The organism is Enterobacter sp. MGH 24, from assembly GCF_000493015.1.
In the GTDB taxonomy this organism is placed as follows: domain Bacteria; phylum Pseudomonadota; class Gammaproteobacteria; order Enterobacterales; family Enterobacteriaceae; genus Enterobacter.
The window spans coordinates 200,029-219,905 of the sequence record NZ_KI535657.1; the positions used below are offsets into that span (position 1 = coordinate 200,029).

Below are 19,877 nucleotides of genomic sequence, written 5' to 3' on the forward strand. Positions count from 1 at the left end.
GCGCGTCGTCTTGGTTTACTGGTCTTCGCCGTAACCGAGGCTGCGCAGAGCACGCTCATCATCGGCCCAGCCAGATTTCACTTTCACCCACAGTTCGAGGTGAACCGGCGCTTCGAACATCTCCATCATGTCCTTACGGGCTTCGATACCGATGGTTTTGATCTTGGCCCCTTTGTTGCCGATCACCATCTTCTTCTGCCCTTCGCGCTCAACGAGGATCAGGCCGTTGATATCGTAGCCACCGCGCTCGTTGGTCTGGAAACGCTCGATCTCCACCGTCACAGAGTACGGCAGTTCAGCGCCCAGGAAACGCATCAGCTTTTCACGGATGATTTCAGACGCCATAAAGCGCTGAGAGCGATCGGTGATGTAGTCTTCCGGGAAGTGATGAATCGCTTCCGGCAGATGCTTACGCACGATGCCCGCGATGGTATCCACGTTCAGACCGGTCTCAGCAGACAGCGGAACGATATCGAGGAAGTTCATCTGGCTACCGAGCCACTGCAGATGTGGCAGCAGGTCGGCCTTTTCCTGCACGTTATCAACTTTGTTGACCGCGAGGATGACCGGCGTTTTGCCGTCACGCAGCTTGTTCAGCACCATCTCGTCGTCCGGCGTCCAGCGGGTGCCTTCCACAACGAAAATCACCAGCTCTACGTCGCCAATCGAGCTGCTCGCCGCCTTGTTCATCAGACGGTTGATGGCGCGCTTCTCTTCCATGTGCAGGCCTGGGGTATCGACGTAGATCGCCTGATACGCGCCTTCAGTATGGATGCCGACGATGCGGTGACGCGTGGTCTGAGCCTTACGCGAGGTGATAGAAATCTTCTGCCCAAGCAGATTATTCAACAGGGTGGATTTGCCAACGTTCGGACGTCCGACGATGGCAATAAATCCGCAATAGGTTTTATCTTCGCTCATTCCAGCTCCAGCATTTTTAACGCCTGTTCGGCGGCAGCCTGTTCAGCCTTACGACGGCTTGAACCTGTGCCCACCACCGGTTCACTCAGGCCACTGACCTGGCAATGGATGGTAAATTCCTGATCGTGCGCTTCGCCACGTACCTGCACCACCAGATAAGACGGCAGCGGCAGATGACGACCCTGCAAATATTCCTGCAGACGCGTTTTCGGATCTTTTTGTTTATCGCCCGGGCTGATTTCGTCCAGACGGGTCTGATACCAGTTCAGGATCAGCTTTTCTACGGTCTGGATATCGCTGTCCAGGAACACACCACCAATTAATGCTTCGACCGTATCGGCAAGAATAGATTCACGACGGAAGCCGCCGCTTTTCAGTTCACCCGGTCCAAGACGCAGACATTCGCCCAGCTCAAATTCGCGCGCGATTTCCGCAAGGGTATTACCCCGAACCAGCGTGGCGCGCATGCGGCTCATATCACCTTCATCCACGCGCGGGAAACGGTGATAAAGCGCATTCGCAATCACGAAACTTAAAATAGAGTCGCCTAAAAACTCGAGACGCTCATTATGTTTGCTGCTGGCACTGCGGTGGGTTAATGCCTGTTGCAACAGCTCCTGATGATGAAAAGTGTAGCCCAGCTTCCGTTGAAGCCGATTAATTACGATGGGGTTCATGCGATACCAATAAATGAATGCGTCAAAAATGCAGCACACGAAACCGACCTGAGAAAACCAACGCGGTTTCGTGTGCCGTGGCACCCTTGCAGGGCCAACCTTAAACTTCGGGGGAATATTCTATACACAACGACAGGGGATGTCGTTAGTTCGAAGAGATTTATCGTGGAAATAATTCACGTAGCCGCTAATTAAAGCGGCTACGCGTTCATTTATTGAGAATTAATGGATTCCACCGATACGGTTCAGGCGTACACCGGTCGGCCATTCGCCTTCCTGCTTCTCAAAACTCATCCAGATGGCGGTGGCTTTACCGACCAGATTCGCTTCCGGCACAAAGCCCCAGTAACGGCTGTCCGCAGAGTTATCGCGGTTATCACCCATCATGAAGTAATGTCCTGGCGGTACAATCCAGCTCGCCAGCTGCTGGCCCGGCTGGCGATAGTACATACCCAGCTGATCCTGCGCGATTGGCACGGTGAGGATACGGTGCGTCACATCGCCCAGCGTCTCTTTGCGCTCAACCAGACGGATGCCGTCCTCTTTAGTTTCACCTTTCGGTACCTGGAAGAATCCGCTGGTCGCTTCACCGCCATTACGACGGGCAAAGGTCTGCACAAAATCACTTGGCTCAACGTTTGAGTAGGTGATTGGCAGCGCGTTTTCACATGCGGTACCGGAGCTGCATCCCGGCTGAACGGTGACTTCTTTCGCAACCGGATCGTAAGTCACTTTATCACCCGGCAGACCTACCGCGCGCTTGATGTAGTCCAGGCGCGGATCTTCCGGATATTTGAACACCACGATGTCGCCACGTTTCGGATGACCGGTTTCGATCAGCGTTTTCTGGTAGATAGGATCTTTAATGCCGTAGGCAAACTTCTCTACCAGAATAAAATCACCAATCAGCAGCGTTGGCATCATTGAACCTGATGGGATTTGGAACGGCTCGTAAATAAACGAACGTACCACCAGCACAATCGCCAGCACCGGAAATACCGAGGCGCCCGTTTCCAGCCAGCCCGGTTTCGGGCCGACTTTTTTCAGGGTTTTAGCGTCAATTCCATCGCCAGTGGCTGCCTGTGCGGCAGCCTGACGTTCACGACGTTTTGGGGCGAAGATAAACTTATCCAGACACCACAGCAGACCTGTCACCAGGGTAGCAATGACCAGGATCAGGGCAAACATGTTCGCCATGCCAACTCCTTAGGGTTATTTGCCGTCTTTACCAACGTGCAGAATGGCAAGGAATGCTTCCTGCGGCAGCTCGACGTTACCGACCTGCTTCATACGCTTCTTACCTTCTTTCTGCTTCTGCAGCAGCTTTTTCTTACGGCTGACGTCACCGCCATAGCACTTGGCCAGAACGTTTTTACGCAGCTGTTTCACGGTTGAACGCGCGATAATGTGGTTGCCAATGGCCGCCTGAATCGCGATATCGAACTGCTGACGCGGGATCAGATCTTTCATTTTCTCAACCAGCTCGCGGCCGCGGTACGGCGCATTGTCGTTGTGGGTGATCAGCGCCAGCGCATCTACACGCTCGCCGTTGATCAGCACATCCACACGCACCATGTTGGAGGCCTGGAAGCGTTTGAAGTTGTAATCCAGCGACGCATAGCCACGGGAGGTCGACTTCAGACGGTCGAAGAAGTCGAGAACCACTTCCGCCATCGGGATTTCATAGGTCAGGGCAACCTGGTTACCGTGGTAGACCATGTTGGTCTGCACGCCACGCTTCTCAATACACAGCGTAATGACGTTACCCAGGAACTCCTGCGGCAGCAGCATGTGACACTCTGCAATAGGCTCGCGCAGTTCATGAATGTTGTTCAGCGGCGGCAGCTTGGACGGGCTATCGACGTAGATCACTTCTTTCGAGGTGGTTTCAACTTCATAGACTACGGTCGGTGCCGTGGTGATCAGATCCAGATCGTATTCACGCTCCAGACGCTCCTGAATGATCTCCATATGCAGCAGACCGAGGAAGCCACAGCGGAAGCCGAAGCCCAGCGCCGTTGAGCTTTCTGGCTCGTAGAACAGGGAAGCATCGTTCAGGCTCAGTTTACCGAGCGCGTCACGGAAGTTTTCGTAGTCGTCAGAGCTGACCGGGAACAGGCCCGCATACACCTGCGGCTTCACCTTTTTAAAGCCTGGCAGCGCTTTATCTGCCGGGTTACGTGCACCGGTCAGGGTATCGCCCACCGGCGCGCCGAGGATGTCTTTAATGGCGCAGACCAGCCAGCCTACCTCGCCGCATCTCAGCTCGGTACGGTCAACCTGTTTTGGCGTGAAGATGCCCAGACGGTCGGCGTTGTAGACCTGTCCGGTACTCATTACCTTGATTTTGTCGCCTTTACGCATGGTGCCGTTTTTAATACGCACCAGTGAGACAACGCCCAGATAGTTATCGAACCAGGAGTCGATAATCAGCGCCTGCAGTGGCGCATCCGGATCGCCTTCCGGGGCCGGAATGTCACGTACCAGACGTTCCAGCACGTCGGTCACGCCCACACCGGTTTTCGCGGAGCAGCGCACGGCGTCGGTCGCGTCAATGCCGACAATATCTTCAATCTCTTCCGCTACGCGCTCAGGATCGGCAGCTGGCAGGTCAATCTTGTTCAGAACCGGCACAACTTCGAGATCCATTTCCATCGCGGTGTAGCAGTTTGCCAGGGTCTGGGCTTCTACGCCCTGCCCGGCATCCACCACCAGCAGCGCGCCTTCACAGGCCGCGAGCGAGCGTGAAACCTCATAGGAGAAGTCAACGTGGCCTGGGGTGTCGATAAAGTTCAGCTGATAGGTTTCACCATCAGCCGCTTTGTAATCCAGCGTAACGCTCTGCGCTTTAATGGTGATACCGCGTTCGCGTTCCAGGTCCATGGAGTCCAGAACCTGGGCTTCCATTTCACGATCAGACAGGCCACCGCAAATCTGGATAATACGGTCAGACAGCGTCGACTTACCGTGGTCAATGTGAGCAATGATCGAAAAGTTACGTATGTTCTTCATATAGTTAAATAATTATGCCTTACGAATTCCTGGAGGCCGCTGTTCTTAGCCTGACGTTTTTCAGTGCGAAAACGCAGCATTCTACACTACATCCTCGCTACCTGGAAATGCACTTAGAGACAGGTATAGCGTGAAGAAAGGCCGTTTTCTGTTTTAGGGTGTAAAAAATGATAAAGCCCGATGGATCACCGGGCCTCAGAAGAGAGCGTTTCTACACGAAGCTGGTCTGGCGCCAGCCCAACGCTGAGAATAACAGGCTGCCACTCCTCGCGCGCGGCGAGCGTCGGAGAGAGACCTTTGGCAAGCCAGAATCCCCCTACGCCACCCAATGCGGCACCGCACATGGCGGCCACATCGGTACCAAAAAGCATCTGAAACAGACCGCCCATGATAAACAGCCCAACCAGCGGAGAGAGATACACCAGCATGGCGGAACTGAGCAGGCTGCCTTCCGCGATGCCAAGCTCTACCTTTTGCCCCGCCATCAACTGCTGTTCGCTGGGCACAGAAATCGTGTGCGATGTCTGCGGCCCGAGCTTATTCAGCACGCGGCTGCCGCAGCCGGCGCGGGATGCACAGCTATTACATGAAGCTTTTACATCGCAGCTCACCAGAGCAATGCCGTTCTGCCACGAGACAACCGTCGCCCACTCTTTGATCATTGTGCTGCCCTGAATTTAATGCTGTCGGAGATGCGCTTCGCCGTTTGCGGAGGAAGTTCACCCACAATGGTGATCTCTGCGTTATCGCGTACCGTTGTACTCACAGTACGGCGCCCGGTACGCAGCATTTGTTCAGCGCTGTTTGCCGTTGCGCGATTGATATTCACCGAGAAGCTGAACAAACCGTCGGAATAGAGGCGCGATTCCACCGGCGTGTCAATCGTTGGCAACTGGCGACGGCTGCTAGACACCTCGCTAAACCCTTGCGGGATCCAGGCAGGTACCCAGTTGAAATTAACGGAATCCCCGGCAGGAACAGAAAGCAGCGGCGGCAGGCTGGCCTTAGCCAGGTTCTGCATGCTGTTGCCAACCTGATTGTTCACGCTGAAGGAGATAACCCGGAACTGTTCCAGCGTTTCACCGTCACGGTCGAGGAGGTCAACACGCATGGGGAGTTTGGTTTCGGCGTCAATCCAGACGATATAGCTGTAGCGCGTTCCGTCCCGGGCAACAACGCGAATCACCTCGCACAGTCTGTCCGCGATACGGGTGCGCCCTACCGAAATAAAATCGTAGTAAGGGGCAAGCCGTTTGAAGTCGGTGTAAATGAGTGACGGCAGAGAATCAACGATATAGTCGCCATTCAGCGTGAAAGGCTCCAGGCCTGGTTCGAAATAGCTGATTTCGTTACCACGCTGGACAACTTCCCGACGCGGACCATCCATCTGTAAGAGCTGGGAGAGCGGCTGATTATCAAGACGGGCATGACGATAGCGTAACGACTCGACGCCCTGCTTATTAATACTGATAAATGCCAACTCGTAATTGAGTGACTGGCTGGCCAGATTCATTTGCTGCAACAACGCCCCGGATGAAACATCAGCCGAGGCGTTGGCAGAGAAGAACAGGCTACCCGCCATCAGAGACATGGCGAACCAAAGTTGCTTCATTACTGCGATTGCGTTCCTAAAGTTTGGTTTCCGGGCACCTGCACAGCAGCTTGCTGTGTCTGGGCCTGCTCAAACTGAAGCTGTTCAGAGTGCAGGCGACGCTGCAACTCGTAATCCTGCAACATCGCATTAATGCGACGGCGCTGCTCCTGAACCTGCTGTTGCTGACCGCCACTGGCGGAAGCATCAGCCGGTACGCCCAGGCTTACCGGGCTAGCTTTGCCCATCATCGGCAGTGTGTTAAACACTGGCGCTTCTGGCTGCTGATTAGTTTCAGACTGAGTATTATAGTGCTGGACGCCAACAATAACTGCAAGCGATACGCATGCAGCCACACCCATTTGGGTAAGCTGGCTGGCCCACGGACGCACCTTTTGCCAGAACGGCATTTTCTGCCACTGGTGGGGCGCGGGTTGAGCTTCAGGAATCAGCGGAGTGGTCTGATGAACAGGCTCATTCTCAATCGCCGCCATGACGCGGGCTGAGATATCGAAATGGAGAACCTCGCCGGTGTCACCGCGAAGGGTGTCACGGATGAGATGGTAACTCTCCCAGGTCTCTTGCATTTCGGGTGAATGAGACAGCTCGTTGAGCAGCTCACTATCCACCGTTTCACCATCCATTAAAGCGGAAAGTTTTTCTTTCTGCATGCCTAATACCTTTTCCAGTATCCCGCTATCGTCAACGCCTGATAAGCGGTTGAACTTTATTATCAATAGCTTCTCGCGCACGGAAAATTCGTGAACGTACCGTGCCGACCGGACAATCCATGATAGCGGCTATCTCTTCATAGCTCAGACCATCCAACTCCCGTAACGTAATTGCCATGCGTAAATCTTCCGGGAGCGACTCGATCGTGCGAAAAACGATTTGTCTCAGTTCTTCTGACAACATTAAGTTCTCAGGGTTCGAAATTTCTTTCAATGCGCCGCCACTTTCGAAGTTTTCGGCGTCGATTGCGTCCACATCACTTGAAGGCGGACGACGACCCTGAGCGACCAGATAATTCTTTGCCGTATTGACCGCAATACGGTACAGCCAGGTATAAAAAGCACTATCTCCCCGGAAAGAATCCAGCGCGCGATAGGCCTTAATAAAAGACTCTTGCACCACATCAGGCACATCGCCTGACGGTACATAGCGGGAAACCAGGCTCGCCACCTTATGCTGGTAGCGCACCACCAGTAGGTTAAAGGCTTTCTGATCTCCCTTCTGGACCCGTTCAACCAGGACCTGGTCCGTTAACTGCTCGCTCATCCGAGGTAATGTCTCCCCAAACCTAAATTCCACGCGTTATCGAAACGCCACTCTAAAAATACCGCACTTTGAGCAAGCACCGATTTAGAGTGTCTGATCTTCAATAAGTTCCGTAACGCCTTTGTTTTTGTTCATCGCGCCGCAGACCGTTCATTTTCTCTCATTATAAGTCTGTTCACGATACGCACCACTTTATGACAAGAAACATCTTTTTCCCGCCAGAAGAGTAACGCAACACAGGCTTTATTTCACCACAAAATCTGACGCTAACGATCTGCTTCGCAAAATAATTTCACTCATTTACCCTCCGTTTACCTCCGCTTACGCGTTTAGCCATTGCAACAGACTCTAAAAAAAACGTGCGATATATCGCACTCAGGTGCTATTCTGACCCAACACTGTTTAGTAAATTAAACAACAATCATGAACACAACACCTGAACTTCATTGTGATGTACTGATCATCGGCAGCGGCGCTGCCGGTCTCTCTCTGGCGCTGCGCCTGGCCGAGCATCAAAACGTAATCGTTCTGAGTAAAGGACCGATAAGTGAAGGTTCCACGTTTTATGCCCAGGGCGGCATTGCCGCCGTGTTTGATGAGACAGACAGCATTGCATCCCACGTCGACGATACGCTGATTGCCGGGGCCGGGATCGTGGATGCACACGCCGCGGAGTTTGTCGCCAGCAATGCCCGCCATTGCGTTCAGTGGCTCATCGACCAGGGCGTCTTATTCGACACTCAGATTCAACCTAACGGGGAAGAGAGCTACCACCTGACTCGCGAAGGCGGCCATAGTCACCGCCGCATCCTGCACGCAGCGGATGCCACCGGCAAAGAAGTAGAAACCACGCTGGTCAGTAAAGCGCTGAGCCATCCTAATATTCGGGTTCTCGAGCGAAGTAATGCCGTTGACCTGATCATTTCCGACAAGATTGGCCTGCCCGGCACGCGTCGCGTGGTGGGCGCCTGGGTCTGGAACCGTAATAAAGAGAAGGTGGAAACTTGCCAGGCGAAGGCTGTGGTGCTGGCGACGGGCGGCGCCTCCAAGGTGTATCAGTACACTACCAACCCGGACATTGCCTCCGGAGACGGTATCGCGATGGCCTGGCGCGCAGGCTGCCGGGTGGCGAACCTCGAGTTTAATCAGTTTCACCCAACCGCCCTGTTCCATCCTCAGGCGCGCAACTTCCTGCTGACGGAAGCCCTGCGCGGTGAAGGCGCATATCTGAAACGCCCTGACGGTTCCCGCTTTATGCCGGACTTTGACGCCCGTGGCGAGCTGGCCCCGCGCGATATCGTTGCCCGCGCCATCGATCATGAAATGAAACGCCTTGGCGTGGACTGCATGTATCTTGATATCAGCCATAAGCCAGCAGAGTTCATTCGCCAGCATTTCCCGATGATCTACGAAAAGCTGCTCAATCTTGGCATTGATTTAACGCGCGATCCGGTGCCCATTGTGCCAGCGGCCCACTATACCTGCGGTGGCGTGATGGTTGACGATCATGGACGTACCGATGTGGACGGACTGTATGCTATCGGTGAGGTCAGCTATACCGGACTTCACGGCGCGAACCGTATGGCCTCTAACTCGCTGCTTGAATGTCTGGTATACGGCTGGTCAGCAGCGGAAGACATCACGAAGCGTATGCCTTACGCCCGCGAGACAGAGCACCTGCCTGCCTGGGATGAAAGCCGGGTGGATAACCCGGACGAGCTGGTCGTGATCCAGCACAACTGGCATGAGCTACGGCTGTTTATGTGGGACTATGTGGGGATTGTGCGCACCACGAAACGTCTGGAACGCGCCTTGCGTCGCATCACCATGCTGCAGCAGGAAATTGATGAGTACTATGCCAATTTCCGCGTATCCAATAACCTGCTGGAGCTGCGCAATCTGGTGCAGGTGGCCGAGCTGATTGTTCGCTGTGCGATGATGCGTAAAGAGAGCCGCGGCCTGCACTATACCCTGGACTATCCGGATCAGCTTGCTGAATCCGGCCCGTCGATACTCGCCCCGCAGGTTTACATAAACAGATAAAATGCCTGGGTCAGAGCAGTGTAATCTTCGGAATAACGCTGGTCTGGCCCACGGATCACCATTCGGTCATTAAAGCATTCACCCTCTTTTGGCGAGAGCGCCAGCAGCACGCGGTGCGGCAGCCGTCCTTCCGTATCCGAAATGTCGGTACGCAGACGTAACGTCCAGCCGATCTCCTGCGCGATACCGATGAACGTGTTGCCGGTACTCTCAGGCAGGACTACACAGAAAAACCCTTCTTCGGAGATGAGATCCGCCGCACTGATGAGCAGCGCTTTATGATCGAGGGAGCCGGTATAACGCGCCTGTTCGCGCTCGGGTGTCCCGCACTCAACGCCGGGCTCATAGTAGGGAGGGTTGCTGACGATCAGATCGTAACGCGCGGTTTGTTCAGGCGCCCAGGCGAGCACATCTGCGCATTCCACCTTCATTCGGGCTGCCCAGGGAGATTCGGCCATATTGTCACTCGCCTGCTCTGCGGCCTGCGCATCCAGTTCGACGGCATCAATGGTGACATGTTCTTCCGTGCGCTGCGCCAGCATCAACGCCACCAGCCCGCTGCCGGTACCGATATCAAGAATACGCTTAACGCCTGCGACAGGCGCCCACGCTCCCAGTAAAATACCGTCTGTACCGACTTTCATGGCACAGCGATCGTGGGCGACAAAAAATTGTTTGAACGTAAAACCATCGCGGCGCAGCTGCGCTTTGAGTTGGGACATGTCAGGGCAACCTTCTAAGTGAAACTGGAGTAGCATAGGGGAAAGCGAAGTGGCCGAAAAGCGATATCCATACAAACAGATGAAGATTACAGCCGTAACGTCTATAATCAGCGCCCCACACAGAGGTAGAACATGACTGTAACGACTTTTTCCGAACTTGAACTCGATGAAAGCCTGCTCAATGCACTTGAGAGCAAAGGCTTTACACGCCCGACCGCCATTCAGGCAGCGGCCATCCCGCCTGCGCTTGAGGGCCGCGATGTGCTCGGTTCTGCGCCAACCGGCACGGGGAAGACAGCAGCCTATTTGCTGCCTGTGTTGCAGCATCTGCTCGACTTCCCACGCAAAAAATCTGGCCCGCCGCGTATTTTAATCCTGACGCCTACGCGCGAACTGGCAATGCAGGTTGCCGATCACGCGCGTGAACTCGCGGCAAATACTCATCTGGATATCGCCACCATCACTGGCGGCGTTGCGTATATGAACCACGCCGAAGTGTTCAGCGAAAACCAGGACATCGTCGTTGCGACGACGGGCCGTCTGCTGCAGTACATTAAAGAAGAGAACTTCGACTGCCGCGCGGTTGAAACGCTGATCCTCGACGAAGCCGACCGCATGCTGGACATGGGCTTCGCACAGGATATCGAGCACATTGCCGGGGAAACCCGCTGGCGTAACCAGACGATGCTGTTCTCTGCCACCCTCGAAGGGGAAGCGATCAAAGACTTCGCAGAGCGTCTGCTGGAAGATCCGGTGGAAGTCTCGGCGACGCCGTCCACTCGTGAGCGTAAGAAGATCCACCAGTGGTACTACCGCGCGGACAACCTCGAGCACAAGGTCGAATTGCTGAAACACCTGCTGAAGCAGGAAGATGCTCTGCGCACCATCGTGTTTGTGCGTAAGCGCGAGCGCGTGCACGAGCTGGCTGAAATGCTGCGTAACGCCGGGATCAACAACTGCTATCTTGAAGGCGAGATGGCGCAGATCAAGCGTACCGAAGGCATCAAGCGCCTGACCGACGGCCGCGTTAACGTGCTGGTTGCGACTGACGTTGCCGCGCGTGGGATCGACATCCCGGACGTCAGCCACGTCATTAACTTCGATATGCCGCGTAGCGGAGATACCTACCTGCACCGTATTGGCCGTACCGGCCGCGCGGGCCGCAAAGGGATTGCGATTTCACTGGTCGAAGCGCATGACTACCTGCTGCTGCAGAAGATTGGCCGCTATGTTGATGAGCCGCTGAAAGCGCGCGTCATTGACGAACTCCGCCCGACCACGCGCGCGCCGAGTGAAAAGATGACGGGTAAACCGTCCAAGAAAGCGCTCGCGAAACGTGCTGAGAGAAAAGAGAAAGAAAAAGAGAAACCGCGCGTGAAGCAGCGCCACCGCGATACCAAAAATATTGGTAAGCGCCGTAAGCCAAGCTCTGCCGCACCAGAGACGAAAACTGAAGAGTAAAAAAAAGCCGGGAAAATCCCGGCTTTTTTATTCCCCCCTGCTGAAACCGTTACAGGCTTTCAGTAAAGGTACGGGCGATAACGTCGCGCTGCTGTTCTGGAGTCAGTGAGTTAAAGCGAACCGCATAGCCGGACACGCGGATGGTCAGCTGCGGGTATTTTTCAGGGTGCTCAACCGCGTCCATCAGCGTTTCGCGGCGCAGTACGTTTACGTTCAGGTGCTGACCACCTTCCACGCGCACTTCCGGTTTCACTTCCATTGGAATTTCACGGTACTCGATTTCGCCCAGTTTGCTCACCGGCACGATTTCATCTTCAGCAAAACCCGCTTTCGCAACGACACAGCGCGCTTCGTTTTTCTCGCTGTCCAGCAGCCAGAAAGAGTTGAGCAGATCGTCATTTGCAGCTTTAGTAATCTGGATACCTGTAATCATGTGTTGCCTCCCTAGGCTACATTAACTGATGTCGGCCTCTCGCGGCCAATTGGTAAAACCATTGTTTCTTGTGTGTATATATATCATTCACACCTCGGCGATTTATTGATTTAAATCAACAAAAACACCAACCACATAAAGAGTGTGGTTTGAATTTATTGTTTTAAATCAATTTCGTAACCTTACCAATTCAACTTGCCCTGCATCTTTTCAAAATAAATTTAGCTACTTAGCGCACATTTCAGAGCGTAATTTTGCTCACCGGGGTTAAACAGGTAAGCTAGTCACAGATTGAGATTCGCAGGAGAGCGAGATGACAACACCTTTAACCTGGCATGACGTGCTGGCAGAAGAAAAGCAGCAGCCTTATTTTATCAATACGCTCAGCACCGTTGCCGCTGAGCGTCAGTCCGGACAGACGATTTACCCGCCGCAGAAAGATGTGTTCAACGCCTTTCGCTACACCGAACTGAGCGATGTGAAAGTGGTCATTCTGGGCCAGGATCCCTATCACGGCCCTGGGCAGGCGCATGGGCTGGCGTTTTCCGTTCGTCCGGGCGTGGCTATCCCCCCTTCTCTGCTCAACATGTATAAAGAGCTTGAGGGAACCGTGCCCGGTTTTACCCGGCCAAACCACGGCTATCTGGAAAGCTGGGCGCGCCAGGGCGTGCTGTTGCTGAATACGGTGCTTACCGTACGGGCGGGCCAGGCACACTCGCACGCTAGCCTGGGCTGGGAGACGTTTACCGATAAAGTCATCAGCCTTATCAACGAGCATCGTGAAGGGGTGGTGTTTTTACTCTGGGGTTCTCACGCGCAGAAGAAAGGGGCGATCATCGATCGTCAGCGTCATCACGTGTTGAAAGCACCGCACCCGTCACCGCTGTCTGCGCATCGCGGTTTCTTTGGCAGTAATCATTTTGTTCTGGCTAATGAATGGCTGGAAAAACGTGGCGAAACGCCGATTGACTGGATGCCAGTGTTACCGGCAGAGAGCGAGTAGTATTTAATGTGCCGGGTCTGACCCGGCACATTACATTAAGAGGCTTATGCCTTATTCTGACGCCACCACTCGGCCAGCAGCACGCCGGTCGCAACGGATACGTTCAGACTTTCCACATTGCCTGTTCCGTCGATAGAGACGCTCAGATCCGCACTGGAGAGCGCCGCGTCAGACAGACCATCGCGTTCCTGACCCAGCACCAGAACCATTTTACGCGGCAGCGTCGCTTTAAACAGCGGCGTACCGGCATGGCTCGAGGTGGTCACGATGGAATAGCCCGCTTTACGGAACTGCTCAAGGGCGTCCAGAACGCTGTCGCCGGTGATCGGCTGTACGTGCTCGGCTCCGCCTTCCGCAGTACGGATCGCGGCACCGGATTCCAGCAGCGCGGCATCCTGCAACAGCACACCTTTCACGCCAAAGTGCGCGCAACTGCGCATCATTGCGCCCAGGTTGTGCGGGTTACCCACATCTTCCAGCGCCAGCACGCAGTCATCGGCATCCGCCTGGCTGACCCACTGCTGCACGGTGGTGCCGTTACGTTTTTTGATCAGGAAGCAAACGCCGCCGTGGTGTTCGGTACCGGACGCTTTGGTCAGCTCGGCATCATCCACAACGTGGTAGGCTTTGCGGTTCGCGGCCATCCAGCGCAGCGCTTCTTTGAAACGCGGAGTCACGCTCTGGATGAACCAGGCGCGGACGATACACTCAGGACGGCTCTGGAACAGCGCCTGGCAGGCGTTCTCGCCATACACGCGGGTCTCTTCCGCACGCTGACGGCGCAGCACTTCCGGGTCGATAAAGCTTTTACCGCTGATACCGCCGTGATCGGCTTTTTCCGGCGTCTCATCGCCAGGGGCGCGAGAAACGGTGCGCCACGGGGAGGCGTTATCGCGTGAGAAGTCATCACGCGGACGATCGTCGCGTGGACGGTCACTGCGTGGGCGGTCGGAACGCGGACGGTCATCGCGTTTGCGATCGTCACGTTTGCGGTCATCACCACGGGTATTTTTGTCATCGCGGGCGGGGCGACGGCCACCGTCTGCACGAGAAGACGCCGGACGCCCGCCACCTTTTCCGGTACGCGGATTTTGGGTGCGTTTATCAGAGTCATCATCACTGCGGACATACATCACTTTGACCTTGCCGCTTTTGTTTTTCATTTCGTCGTTCATGCTTTTCTCCACCAGCGCTGCGCGAAGCGCGCAGATTACCCGATGTGCCAGCGCATAGCCATAATTTCGTACAAAAGCCTGTGACTATTGTTCTCATTGAATAAAACGCATTGTTGTTTCAAACAGGCTCATTGATAATATGTAACATATTAGAAACATTATCGGCGTTCCGCCGCTGTCCCACGGCTCTATCAGAGGTTAGTTATGAATACCGTATGTGCCAACTGTCAGGCTCTTAATCGCATTCCGGACGATCGGATGGAAGATGGTGCGAAATGCGGACGTTGTGGCCATGAATTATTTGATGGCGATGTCATTAACGCGACGGGTGCTACGCTGGACAAACTCCTCAAGGACGATCTTCCTGTCGTGATCGATTTCTGGGCGCCATGGTGCGGCCCATGCCGTAGCTTCGCGCCGATCTTCGAAGATGTGGCCGAAGAGCGCAGCGGAAAAATGCGGTTCGTTAAGGTCAATACCGAAGCCGAACCCGAACTGAGCGCACGTTTTCGTATTCGCAGCATCCCGACCATCATGATTTTCAAAAATGGCGAAGTGATCGATATGCTCAACGGTGCGGTTCCAAAAGCGCCTTTTGAAAGCTGGTTAAACGAGTCGCTGTAACATTCACGGGGCGCATCTTGTGCCCCGCTCCCGCCTCTGCGAAAATAGTGTTTTTCCTGCATTTCGCTCATGACTGATAACGCTGTCCTTAAATTACGCGCCAAACGCCTCGCGCGCGCCACCCGACCGTTCCTCGCCCGAGGTAACCGTATTCGCCGCTGTCAGCGCTGCCTGCTGCCGCTGAAGGTTTGTCTGTGCGAGACGCTGGCTCCGAGTACGGCGGAGAGCCGTTTTTGTCTGGTCATGTTCGATACCGAGCCGATGAAACCCAGCAATACGGGGCGACTTATCGCCGATATTTTGCCGGATACGGCCGCGTTTCAGTGGTCCCGTACGGAGCCACCTCAGGCCCTGCTCGACTTAGTGGCAAGCCAGGACTATCAGCCGATGGTCGTTTTCCCCGCGTCTTATGCAGGCGCAGAGCGCCAGGTGCTTTCAACGCCGCCATCCGGTAAACCACCGCTGTTTATCATGCTGGACGGTACCTGGACCGAAGCGCGAAAAATGTTTCGCAAAAGCCCCTATCTCGACGCGCTGCCGGTGATTTCTGTCGATCTTTCCCGCGTCTCCGCCTACCGCCTGCGTGAAGCGCATGCTGACGGGCAATATTGCACCGCCGAAGTGGCCATTGCGCTTCTGGATTTAGCGGGAGACACCGCTGCGGCTGGCGCCCTGGGCAACCATTTCTCATGCTTCCGGGAGCGCTATCTGGCGGGAAAAACCGTTCATAAGGGCAGCGTCACAGCACTTGAGCCAGAAAGCGTTTAAAATCATCAGGTCGCTTGCATTCACAGGAGGCCTGCATGAGCCAGCGAGGGTTAGAAGCGCTACTTCGTCCTAAATCCATTGCCGTCATCGGCGCATCAATAAAACCGGATCGTGCTGGCTATCTGATGATGCGCAACCTGCTGGCCGGGGGTTTTAATGGCCCCGTCATGCCCGTCACGCCGGCTTATAAGGCCGTTCAGGGAGTGCTTGCATGGCCTGATGTACAAAGCCTGCCTTTCGTGCCGGATCTTGCCGTACTCTGTACCAACGCGAAGCGCAACCCGGAACTGCTGGAATCACTCGGCAAGAAGGGGTGTAAAACCTGCATTATTCTCTCGTCTCCCCCTGAACAGAAAGCCGAGCTGCTGGCCTGCGCCAGCCGCTATCAAATGCGCATTCTTGGGCCAAACAGTCTGGGCCTGCTCGCCCCCTGGCAGGGGCTGAATGCCAGTTTCTCCCCGGTTCCAATCCGCAAAGGCAAACTCGCGTTTATCTCGCAGTCGGCTGCGGTATCGAACACCATCCTCGACTGGGCGCAGCAGCGTGAAATGGGATTCTCCTACTTCATTGCCCTGGGCGACAGCCTGGATATCGATGTTGATGAACTGCTGGATTTTCTGGCGCGCGACGGTAAAACCAGTGCGATCCTGCTTTATCTTGAGCACCTCAGCGACGCGCGTCGTTTTGTCTCGGCTTCACGAAGCGCTTCGCGCAATAAGCCGATCCTGGTGATCAAAAGCGGACGAAGCCCTGCGGCACAGCGTCTTCTGCATTCGCATTCCGGTATGGATCCCGCCTGGGACGCCGCCATCCAGCGCGCGGGGTTGCTGCGGGTACAGGATACGCACGAGCTTTTTTCCGCCGTTGAGACGTTAAGCCACATGCGCCCGCTGCGCGGTGAGAAGTTGATGATTGTCAGCAACGGTGCAGCCCCTGCCGCGCTCGCGCTGGACGAGCTGTGGCGACGCTTCGGCAAGCTGGCAACCCTGAGTGAAGAGACGCTGCAGCGCCTGAAAGACGCGCTTCCGACCAGCGTGACGCCCGGCAATCCGCTTGATTTGCGCGATGACGCCAGCAGCGACCGCTATATCAAAGCGATCTCCATTTTGCTGGATAGCCAGGATTTCGATGCGCTGATGATTATCCACTCCCCCAGCGCGGTCGCACCGGGCAGCGAAAGCGCGCGCGCGCTCATTGACGCCGTGCACAACCATCCGCGAGGAAAATATGTCACCCTGCTCACCAACTGGTGCGGTGAGTTTTCTTCTCAGGAGGCACGGCGCTTGTTCAGCGAGGCCGGGCTACCAACCTACCGCACGCCGGAAGGCACCATTACCGCGTTCATGCATATGGTGGAATATCGCCGCAACCAGAAACAGCTGCGTGAGACGCCGGCTTTGCCGGGGAATCTGACGGCGAACACCGTCGACGTTCACCGGCTGTTGCAGCAGGCCATCGAAGAAGGCGCGACGTCGCTTGATACCCATGAGGTCCAGCCCATTCTGGGCAGCTACGGCATGCAAACCCTGCCGACCTGGATCGCCAGCGACAGCGCTGAGGCCGTGCATATTGCCGAGCAAATTGGCTATCCGGTGGCCCTGAAGCTGCGCTCCCCGGACATCCCGCATAAGTCTGATGTTCAGGGGGTTATGTTATACCTGCGCACGGCGGCTGAGGTGCAGCAGGCTGCTGATGCCATTTTCGACCGGGTCAAAATGGCCTGGCCGCAGGCAAGGATCCATGGATTGCTGGTGCAAAGCATGGCCAACCGCGCCGGGGCGCAGGAATTACGGGTGGTGGTCGAACACGATCCCGTCTTCGGCCCGCTCATCATGCTAGGGGAAGGTGGCGTTGAGTGGCGTCCGGAAGAGCAGGCGGTGGTCGCTTTACCGCCGCTGAACATGAACCTGGCGCGTTATCTGATCATCCAGGCAATTAAAAGTAAAAAGATCCGTGGCCGGAGCGCGCTGCGTCCGCTTGATATTGCAGGATTAAGCCAGTTCCTGGTGCAGGTCTCTAACCTGATTGTGGATTGTGCCGAGATCCAGCGGCTGGACATTCATCCGCTGCTCGCCTCCGGCAATGAGTTTACGGCGCTGGACGTGACCCTGGATATCGCGCCATTCGAAGGTGACGGAGAGAGCCGTCTGGCGATCCGCCCGTATCCCCTGCAGCTGGAGGAGTGGGTTGAGATGAAGAATGGGGAACGCGCCTTGTTCCGCCCTATTCTGCCGGAAGATGAGCCCCAGCTGCGGGCCTTTATCTCTCAGGTCACGAAAGAAGATCTCTACTATCGCTATTTTAGCGAAATCAACGAATTTACCCACGATGATTTAGCCAATATGACCCAGATCGACTACGATCGAGAAATGGCGTTTGTTGCCGTTCGTCGCTCCGATAAGGGGGATGAGATCCTCGGCGTCACGCGAGCTATTTCTGACCCGGATAACGTCGATGCGGAGTTTGCGGTACTGGTGCGCTCCGATCTTAAAGGCCTGGGTCTGGGAAGACGGCTGCTGGAAAAACTCATCAGTTATACGCGAGATCACGGATTGTTACGCCTCAATGGCATTACTATGCCTAACAATCGCGGTATGGTGACCCTGGCGCGAAAACTTGGGTTTGACGTTGATATTCAGCTGGACGAAGGTATTGTGGCCTTGTCCCTCAGTCTGACATCAGCAGACAAACGCGAGTAAGCTACTGGAAATGTTACCCACTTTGGACGGGACTGGTGGTATCATTGTCCGCTTATGTTGTTTGCATGGTACAGACAACCCTTCAATGAACAGAGAAGAAACGCACTGTGATGTTGTCAAAATTTAAGCGTAATAAACATCAACAACACCTTGCTCAACTACCGAAGATTTCTCAGTCAGTTGATGATGTAGAGTTCTTTTACGCTCCCGCTCATTTTCGGGAGACGCTTCTGGAAAAGATTGCCAGCGCCACGCGACGCATTTGCATTGTGGCCCTGTATCTTGAACAGGATGAAGGCGGGCGCGCGATCCTGAACGCGCTCTATGAAGCCAAACGTCAGCGCCCGGAACTCGATGTTCGCGTGCTGGTAGACTGGCATCGCGCTCAGCGTGGCCGCATTGGCGCTGCCGCGTCAAACACCAATGCCGACTGGTATTGCCGCACGGCGCAGGAAAATCCTGGCGTCGATGTCCCTGTTTATGGCGTCCCGGTTAATACCCGTGAAGCGCTCGGCGTTCTTCATTTCAAGGGCTTCATCATTGATGACAGCGTGCTTTACAGCGGCGCAAGTCTGAATGATGTTTACCTTCATCAGCTCGATAAATATCGCTACGACCGCTACCATCTGATCCGTAATCCGCAGATGGCCGATATCATGTTCAACTGGGTTGATAAAAATCTGGTCCATGGCCGCGGTGTTAATCGCCTTGACGATCCCGAACGTCCTAAAAGCCCGGAAATCAAAAACGATGTTCGCGCCTTCCGCCAGGAACTGCGTGATGCGGTCTATCATTTCCAGGGCGATGCGAACAACGAAGAGCTATCCGTTACCCCGCTGGTAGGGCTCGGCAAATCAAGCCTGCTGAACAAAACGATCTTCCATCTGATGCCGTGCGCGGAGCAGAAACTCACCATCTGTACGCCGTACTTCAACCTTCCTGCCGTGCTGGTGCGTAATATCATTCAGCTGCTGCGCGACGGTAAAAAGGTGGAAATCATCGTGGGTGATAAAACCGCAAACGACTTCTTCATTCCTGAAGATCAGCCGTTCAAAATCATCGGTGCGCTGCCTTATCTCTATGAAATTAACCTGCGCCGTTTCCTGAGCCGTTTACAGTATTACGTAAACACTGACCAGCTGGTTGTGCGTCTCTGGAAAGACGAAGACAACACTTACCATCTGAAAGGTATGTGGGTCGACGATGAGTGGATGCTGCTGACCGGTAACAACCTGAACCCACGCGCGTGGCGACTGGATCTGGAAAACGCTATCCTGATCCATGACCCGCAGCATGAGTTAGCCGCAAAACGTGAACGTGAGCTGGAGCTGATTCGCACACATACCACTGTGGTCAATCATTACCGCGAACTGCAGAGCATTGCCGATTATCCGGTGAAAGTCCGCAAGCTTATCCGCCGCTTACGTCGTATCCGTATCGACCGACTTATCAGCCGTATTCTGTAATGTC

Annotated in this window: 19 protein-coding genes; 7 read left to right on the forward strand and 12 right to left on the reverse strand. The window is 54.9% G+C overall.

Annotation, left to right across the window (positions count from 1 at the left end; translation table 11 throughout):
• Positions 1-15 precede the first annotated feature (15 nt).
• From era to rseD, 9 genes are all read right to left on the reverse strand, one after another.
• Positions 16-921 (reverse strand): GTPase Era, encoded by a 906-nt coding sequence (gene era, locus L370_RS20810; protein WP_023308847.1) that lies wholly within the window; start codon positions 919-921, stop codon positions 16-18.
• Entirely contained in the window at positions 918-1,598 is a 681-nt protein-coding gene (gene rnc / locus L370_RS20805) for a ribonuclease III (RefSeq protein WP_003860711.1), read from the reverse strand. The genes era and rnc overlap by 4 nt, the downstream gene beginning before the upstream one ends.
• 222 nt (positions 1,599-1,820) lie before the next feature.
• Entirely contained in the window at positions 1,821-2,795 is a 975-nt protein-coding gene (lepB, locus tag L370_RS20800; protein WP_023308848.1) for a signal peptidase I, read from the reverse strand.
• Positions 2,796-2,810: 15 nt separating this feature from the next.
• Positions 2,811-4,610, reverse strand: coding sequence for a translation elongation factor 4 (gene lepA / locus L370_RS20795; protein ID WP_023333059.1), 1,800 nt, complete (start codon positions 4,608-4,610; stop codon positions 2,811-2,813).
• A gap of 185 nt (positions 4,611-4,795) precedes the next feature.
• Positions 4,796-5,272 (reverse strand): SoxR-reducing system protein RseC, encoded by a 477-nt coding sequence (gene rseC, locus L370_RS20790; RefSeq protein ID WP_023333060.1) that lies wholly within the window; start codon positions 5,270-5,272, stop codon positions 4,796-4,798.
• A complete protein-coding gene (gene rseB / locus L370_RS20785) occupies positions 5,269-6,222 on the reverse strand; it encodes a sigma-E factor regulatory protein RseB (RefSeq protein WP_023333061.1) in 954 nt (317 codons plus the stop codon). The genes rseC and rseB overlap by 4 nt, the downstream gene beginning before the upstream one ends.
• Entirely contained in the window at positions 6,222-6,872 is a 651-nt protein-coding gene (gene rseA / locus L370_RS20780) for an anti-sigma-E factor RseA (protein ID WP_008502186.1), read from the reverse strand. Before rseA ends, rseB begins: the two co-directional genes overlap by 1 nt.
• A gap of 31 nt (positions 6,873-6,903) precedes the next feature.
• Complete coding sequence (gene rpoE / locus L370_RS20775) at positions 6,904-7,479, reverse strand: RNA polymerase sigma factor RpoE (protein WP_006176728.1); 576 nt, start codon at positions 7,477-7,479, stop codon at positions 6,904-6,906.
• Entirely contained in the window at positions 7,476-7,559 is an 84-nt protein-coding gene (gene rseD / locus L370_RS23770) for a rpoE leader peptide RseD (protein ID WP_223605340.1), read from the reverse strand. Before rseD ends, rpoE begins: the two co-directional genes overlap by 4 nt.
• A gap of 343 nt (positions 7,560-7,902) precedes the next feature.
• Here rseD and nadB point away from each other — a divergent pair, with 343 nt between their 5' ends.
• Complete coding sequence (nadB, locus tag L370_RS20770) at positions 7,903-9,522, forward strand: L-aspartate oxidase (protein ID WP_023333062.1); 1,620 nt, start codon at positions 7,903-7,905, stop codon at positions 9,520-9,522.
• On the opposite strand, the gene L370_RS20765 is transcribed toward nadB, so the two are convergent.
• The gene (locus tag L370_RS20765) at positions 9,507-10,244 is read right to left on the reverse strand and encodes a tRNA(1)(Val) (adenine(37)-N(6))-methyltransferase TrmN (protein WP_023333063.1); all 738 of its coding nucleotides are present in this window, start codon (positions 10,242-10,244) and stop codon (positions 9,507-9,509) included. The genes nadB and L370_RS20765 overlap by 16 nt on opposite strands.
• A 132-nt stretch (positions 10,245-10,376) precedes the next feature.
• Here L370_RS20765 and srmB point away from each other — a divergent pair, with 132 nt between their 5' ends.
• On the forward strand, positions 10,377-11,705 hold the full coding sequence (gene srmB, locus L370_RS20760; RefSeq protein ID WP_023308854.1) for an ATP-dependent RNA helicase SrmB: 1,329 nt from the start codon (positions 10,377-10,379) through the stop codon (positions 11,703-11,705).
• 49 nt (positions 11,706-11,754) lie between these two features.
• Here srmB and grcA read toward each other — a convergent pair whose 3' ends face one another.
• Positions 11,755-12,138 (reverse strand): autonomous glycyl radical cofactor GrcA, encoded by a 384-nt coding sequence (gene grcA, locus L370_RS20755; RefSeq protein WP_008502190.1) that lies wholly within the window; start codon positions 12,136-12,138, stop codon positions 11,755-11,757.
• Between the two features lie 313 nt (positions 12,139-12,451).
• Between grcA and ung the strand changes: the two genes are divergently transcribed.
• Positions 12,452-13,141 carry a uracil-DNA glycosylase gene (gene ung / locus L370_RS20750; RefSeq protein WP_023333064.1) on the forward strand — a complete coding sequence of 230 codons (690 nt, stop codon included), beginning with the start codon at positions 12,452-12,454 and terminating at the stop codon, positions 13,139-13,141.
• Positions 13,142-13,185: 44 nt separating this feature from the next.
• Here ung and L370_RS20745 read toward each other — a convergent pair whose 3' ends face one another.
• Complete coding sequence (locus L370_RS20745) at positions 13,186-14,316, reverse strand: tRNA/rRNA methyltransferase (RefSeq protein ID WP_023333065.1); 1,131 nt, start codon at positions 14,314-14,316, stop codon at positions 13,186-13,188.
• A 204-nt stretch (positions 14,317-14,520) separates the two neighbouring features.
• Between L370_RS20745 and trxC the strand changes: the two genes are divergently transcribed.
• The 4 genes from trxC to pssA all read left to right on the forward strand — a co-directional run bounded on the left by trxC (position 14,521) and on the right by pssA (position 19,873).
• Entirely contained in the window at positions 14,521-14,940 is a 420-nt protein-coding gene (gene trxC, locus L370_RS20740) for a thioredoxin TrxC (RefSeq protein WP_023308858.1), read from the forward strand.
• A gap of 69 nt (positions 14,941-15,009) precedes the next feature.
• Positions 15,010-15,708, forward strand: a complete 699-nt coding sequence (locus L370_RS20735; protein WP_023333066.1) for a tRNA-uridine aminocarboxypropyltransferase — start codon at positions 15,010-15,012, stop codon at positions 15,706-15,708.
• Positions 15,709-15,743: 35 nt separating this feature from the next.
• Positions 15,744-18,407: a bifunctional acetate--CoA ligase family protein/GNAT family N-acetyltransferase gene (gene pat / locus L370_RS20730; protein ID WP_023333067.1), complete on the forward strand. Its 2,664-nt coding sequence runs from the start codon at positions 15,744-15,746 to the stop codon at positions 18,405-18,407.
• Positions 18,408-18,517: 110 nt separating this feature from the next.
• The gene (gene pssA / locus L370_RS20725) at positions 18,518-19,873 is read left to right on the forward strand and encodes a CDP-diacylglycerol--serine O-phosphatidyltransferase (RefSeq protein WP_023333068.1); all 1,356 of its coding nucleotides are present in this window, start codon (positions 18,518-18,520) and stop codon (positions 19,871-19,873) included.
• Positions 19,874-19,877: the final 4 nt, after the last annotated feature.

Coding starts and splice junctions, on each gene's coding strand:
- era (WP_023308847.1), bottom strand. CDS start 921: ATGAGCGAAGATAAAACCTATTGCGGATTTATTGCCATCGTCGGACGT.
- rnc (WP_003860711.1), bottom strand. CDS start 1,598: ATGAACCCCATCGTAATTAATCGGCTTCAACGGAAGCTGGGCTACACT.
- lepB (WP_023308848.1), bottom strand. CDS start 2,795: ATGGCGAACATGTTTGCCCTGATCCTGGTCATTGCTACCCTGGTGACA.
- lepA (WP_023333059.1), bottom strand. CDS start 4,610: ATGAAGAACATACGTAACTTTTCGATCATTGCTCACATTGACCACGGT.
- rseC (WP_023333060.1), bottom strand. CDS start 5,272: ATGATCAAAGAGTGGGCGACGGTTGTCTCGTGGCAGAACGGCATTGCT.
- rseB (WP_023333061.1), bottom strand. CDS start 6,222: ATGAAGCAACTTTGGTTCGCCATGTCTCTGATGGCGGGTAGCCTGTTC.
- rseA (WP_008502186.1), bottom strand. CDS start 6,872: ATGCAGAAAGAAAAACTTTCCGCTTTAATGGATGGTGAAACGGTGGAT.
- rpoE (WP_006176728.1), bottom strand. CDS start 7,479: ATGAGCGAGCAGTTAACGGACCAGGTCCTGGTTGAACGGGTCCAGAAG.
- nadB (WP_023333062.1), top strand. CDS start 7,903: ATGAACACAACACCTGAACTTCATTGTGATGTACTGATCATCGGCAGC.
- L370_RS20765 (WP_023333063.1), bottom strand. CDS start 10,244: ATGTCCCAACTCAAAGCGCAGCTGCGCCGCGATGGTTTTACGTTCAAA.
- srmB (WP_023308854.1), top strand. CDS start 10,377: ATGACTGTAACGACTTTTTCCGAACTTGAACTCGATGAAAGCCTGCTC.
- grcA (WP_008502190.1), bottom strand. CDS start 12,138: ATGATTACAGGTATCCAGATTACTAAAGCTGCAAATGACGATCTGCTC.
- ung (WP_023333064.1), top strand. CDS start 12,452: ATGACAACACCTTTAACCTGGCATGACGTGCTGGCAGAAGAAAAGCAG.
- L370_RS20745 (WP_023333065.1), bottom strand. CDS start 14,316: ATGAACGACGAAATGAAAAACAAAAGCGGCAAGGTCAAAGTGATGTAT.
- trxC (WP_023308858.1), top strand. CDS start 14,521: ATGAATACCGTATGTGCCAACTGTCAGGCTCTTAATCGCATTCCGGAC.
- L370_RS20735 (WP_023333066.1), top strand. CDS start 15,010: ATGACTGATAACGCTGTCCTTAAATTACGCGCCAAACGCCTCGCGCGC.
- pat (WP_023333067.1), top strand. CDS start 15,744: ATGAGCCAGCGAGGGTTAGAAGCGCTACTTCGTCCTAAATCCATTGCC.
- pssA (WP_023333068.1), top strand. CDS start 18,518: ATGTTGTCAAAATTTAAGCGTAATAAACATCAACAACACCTTGCTCAA.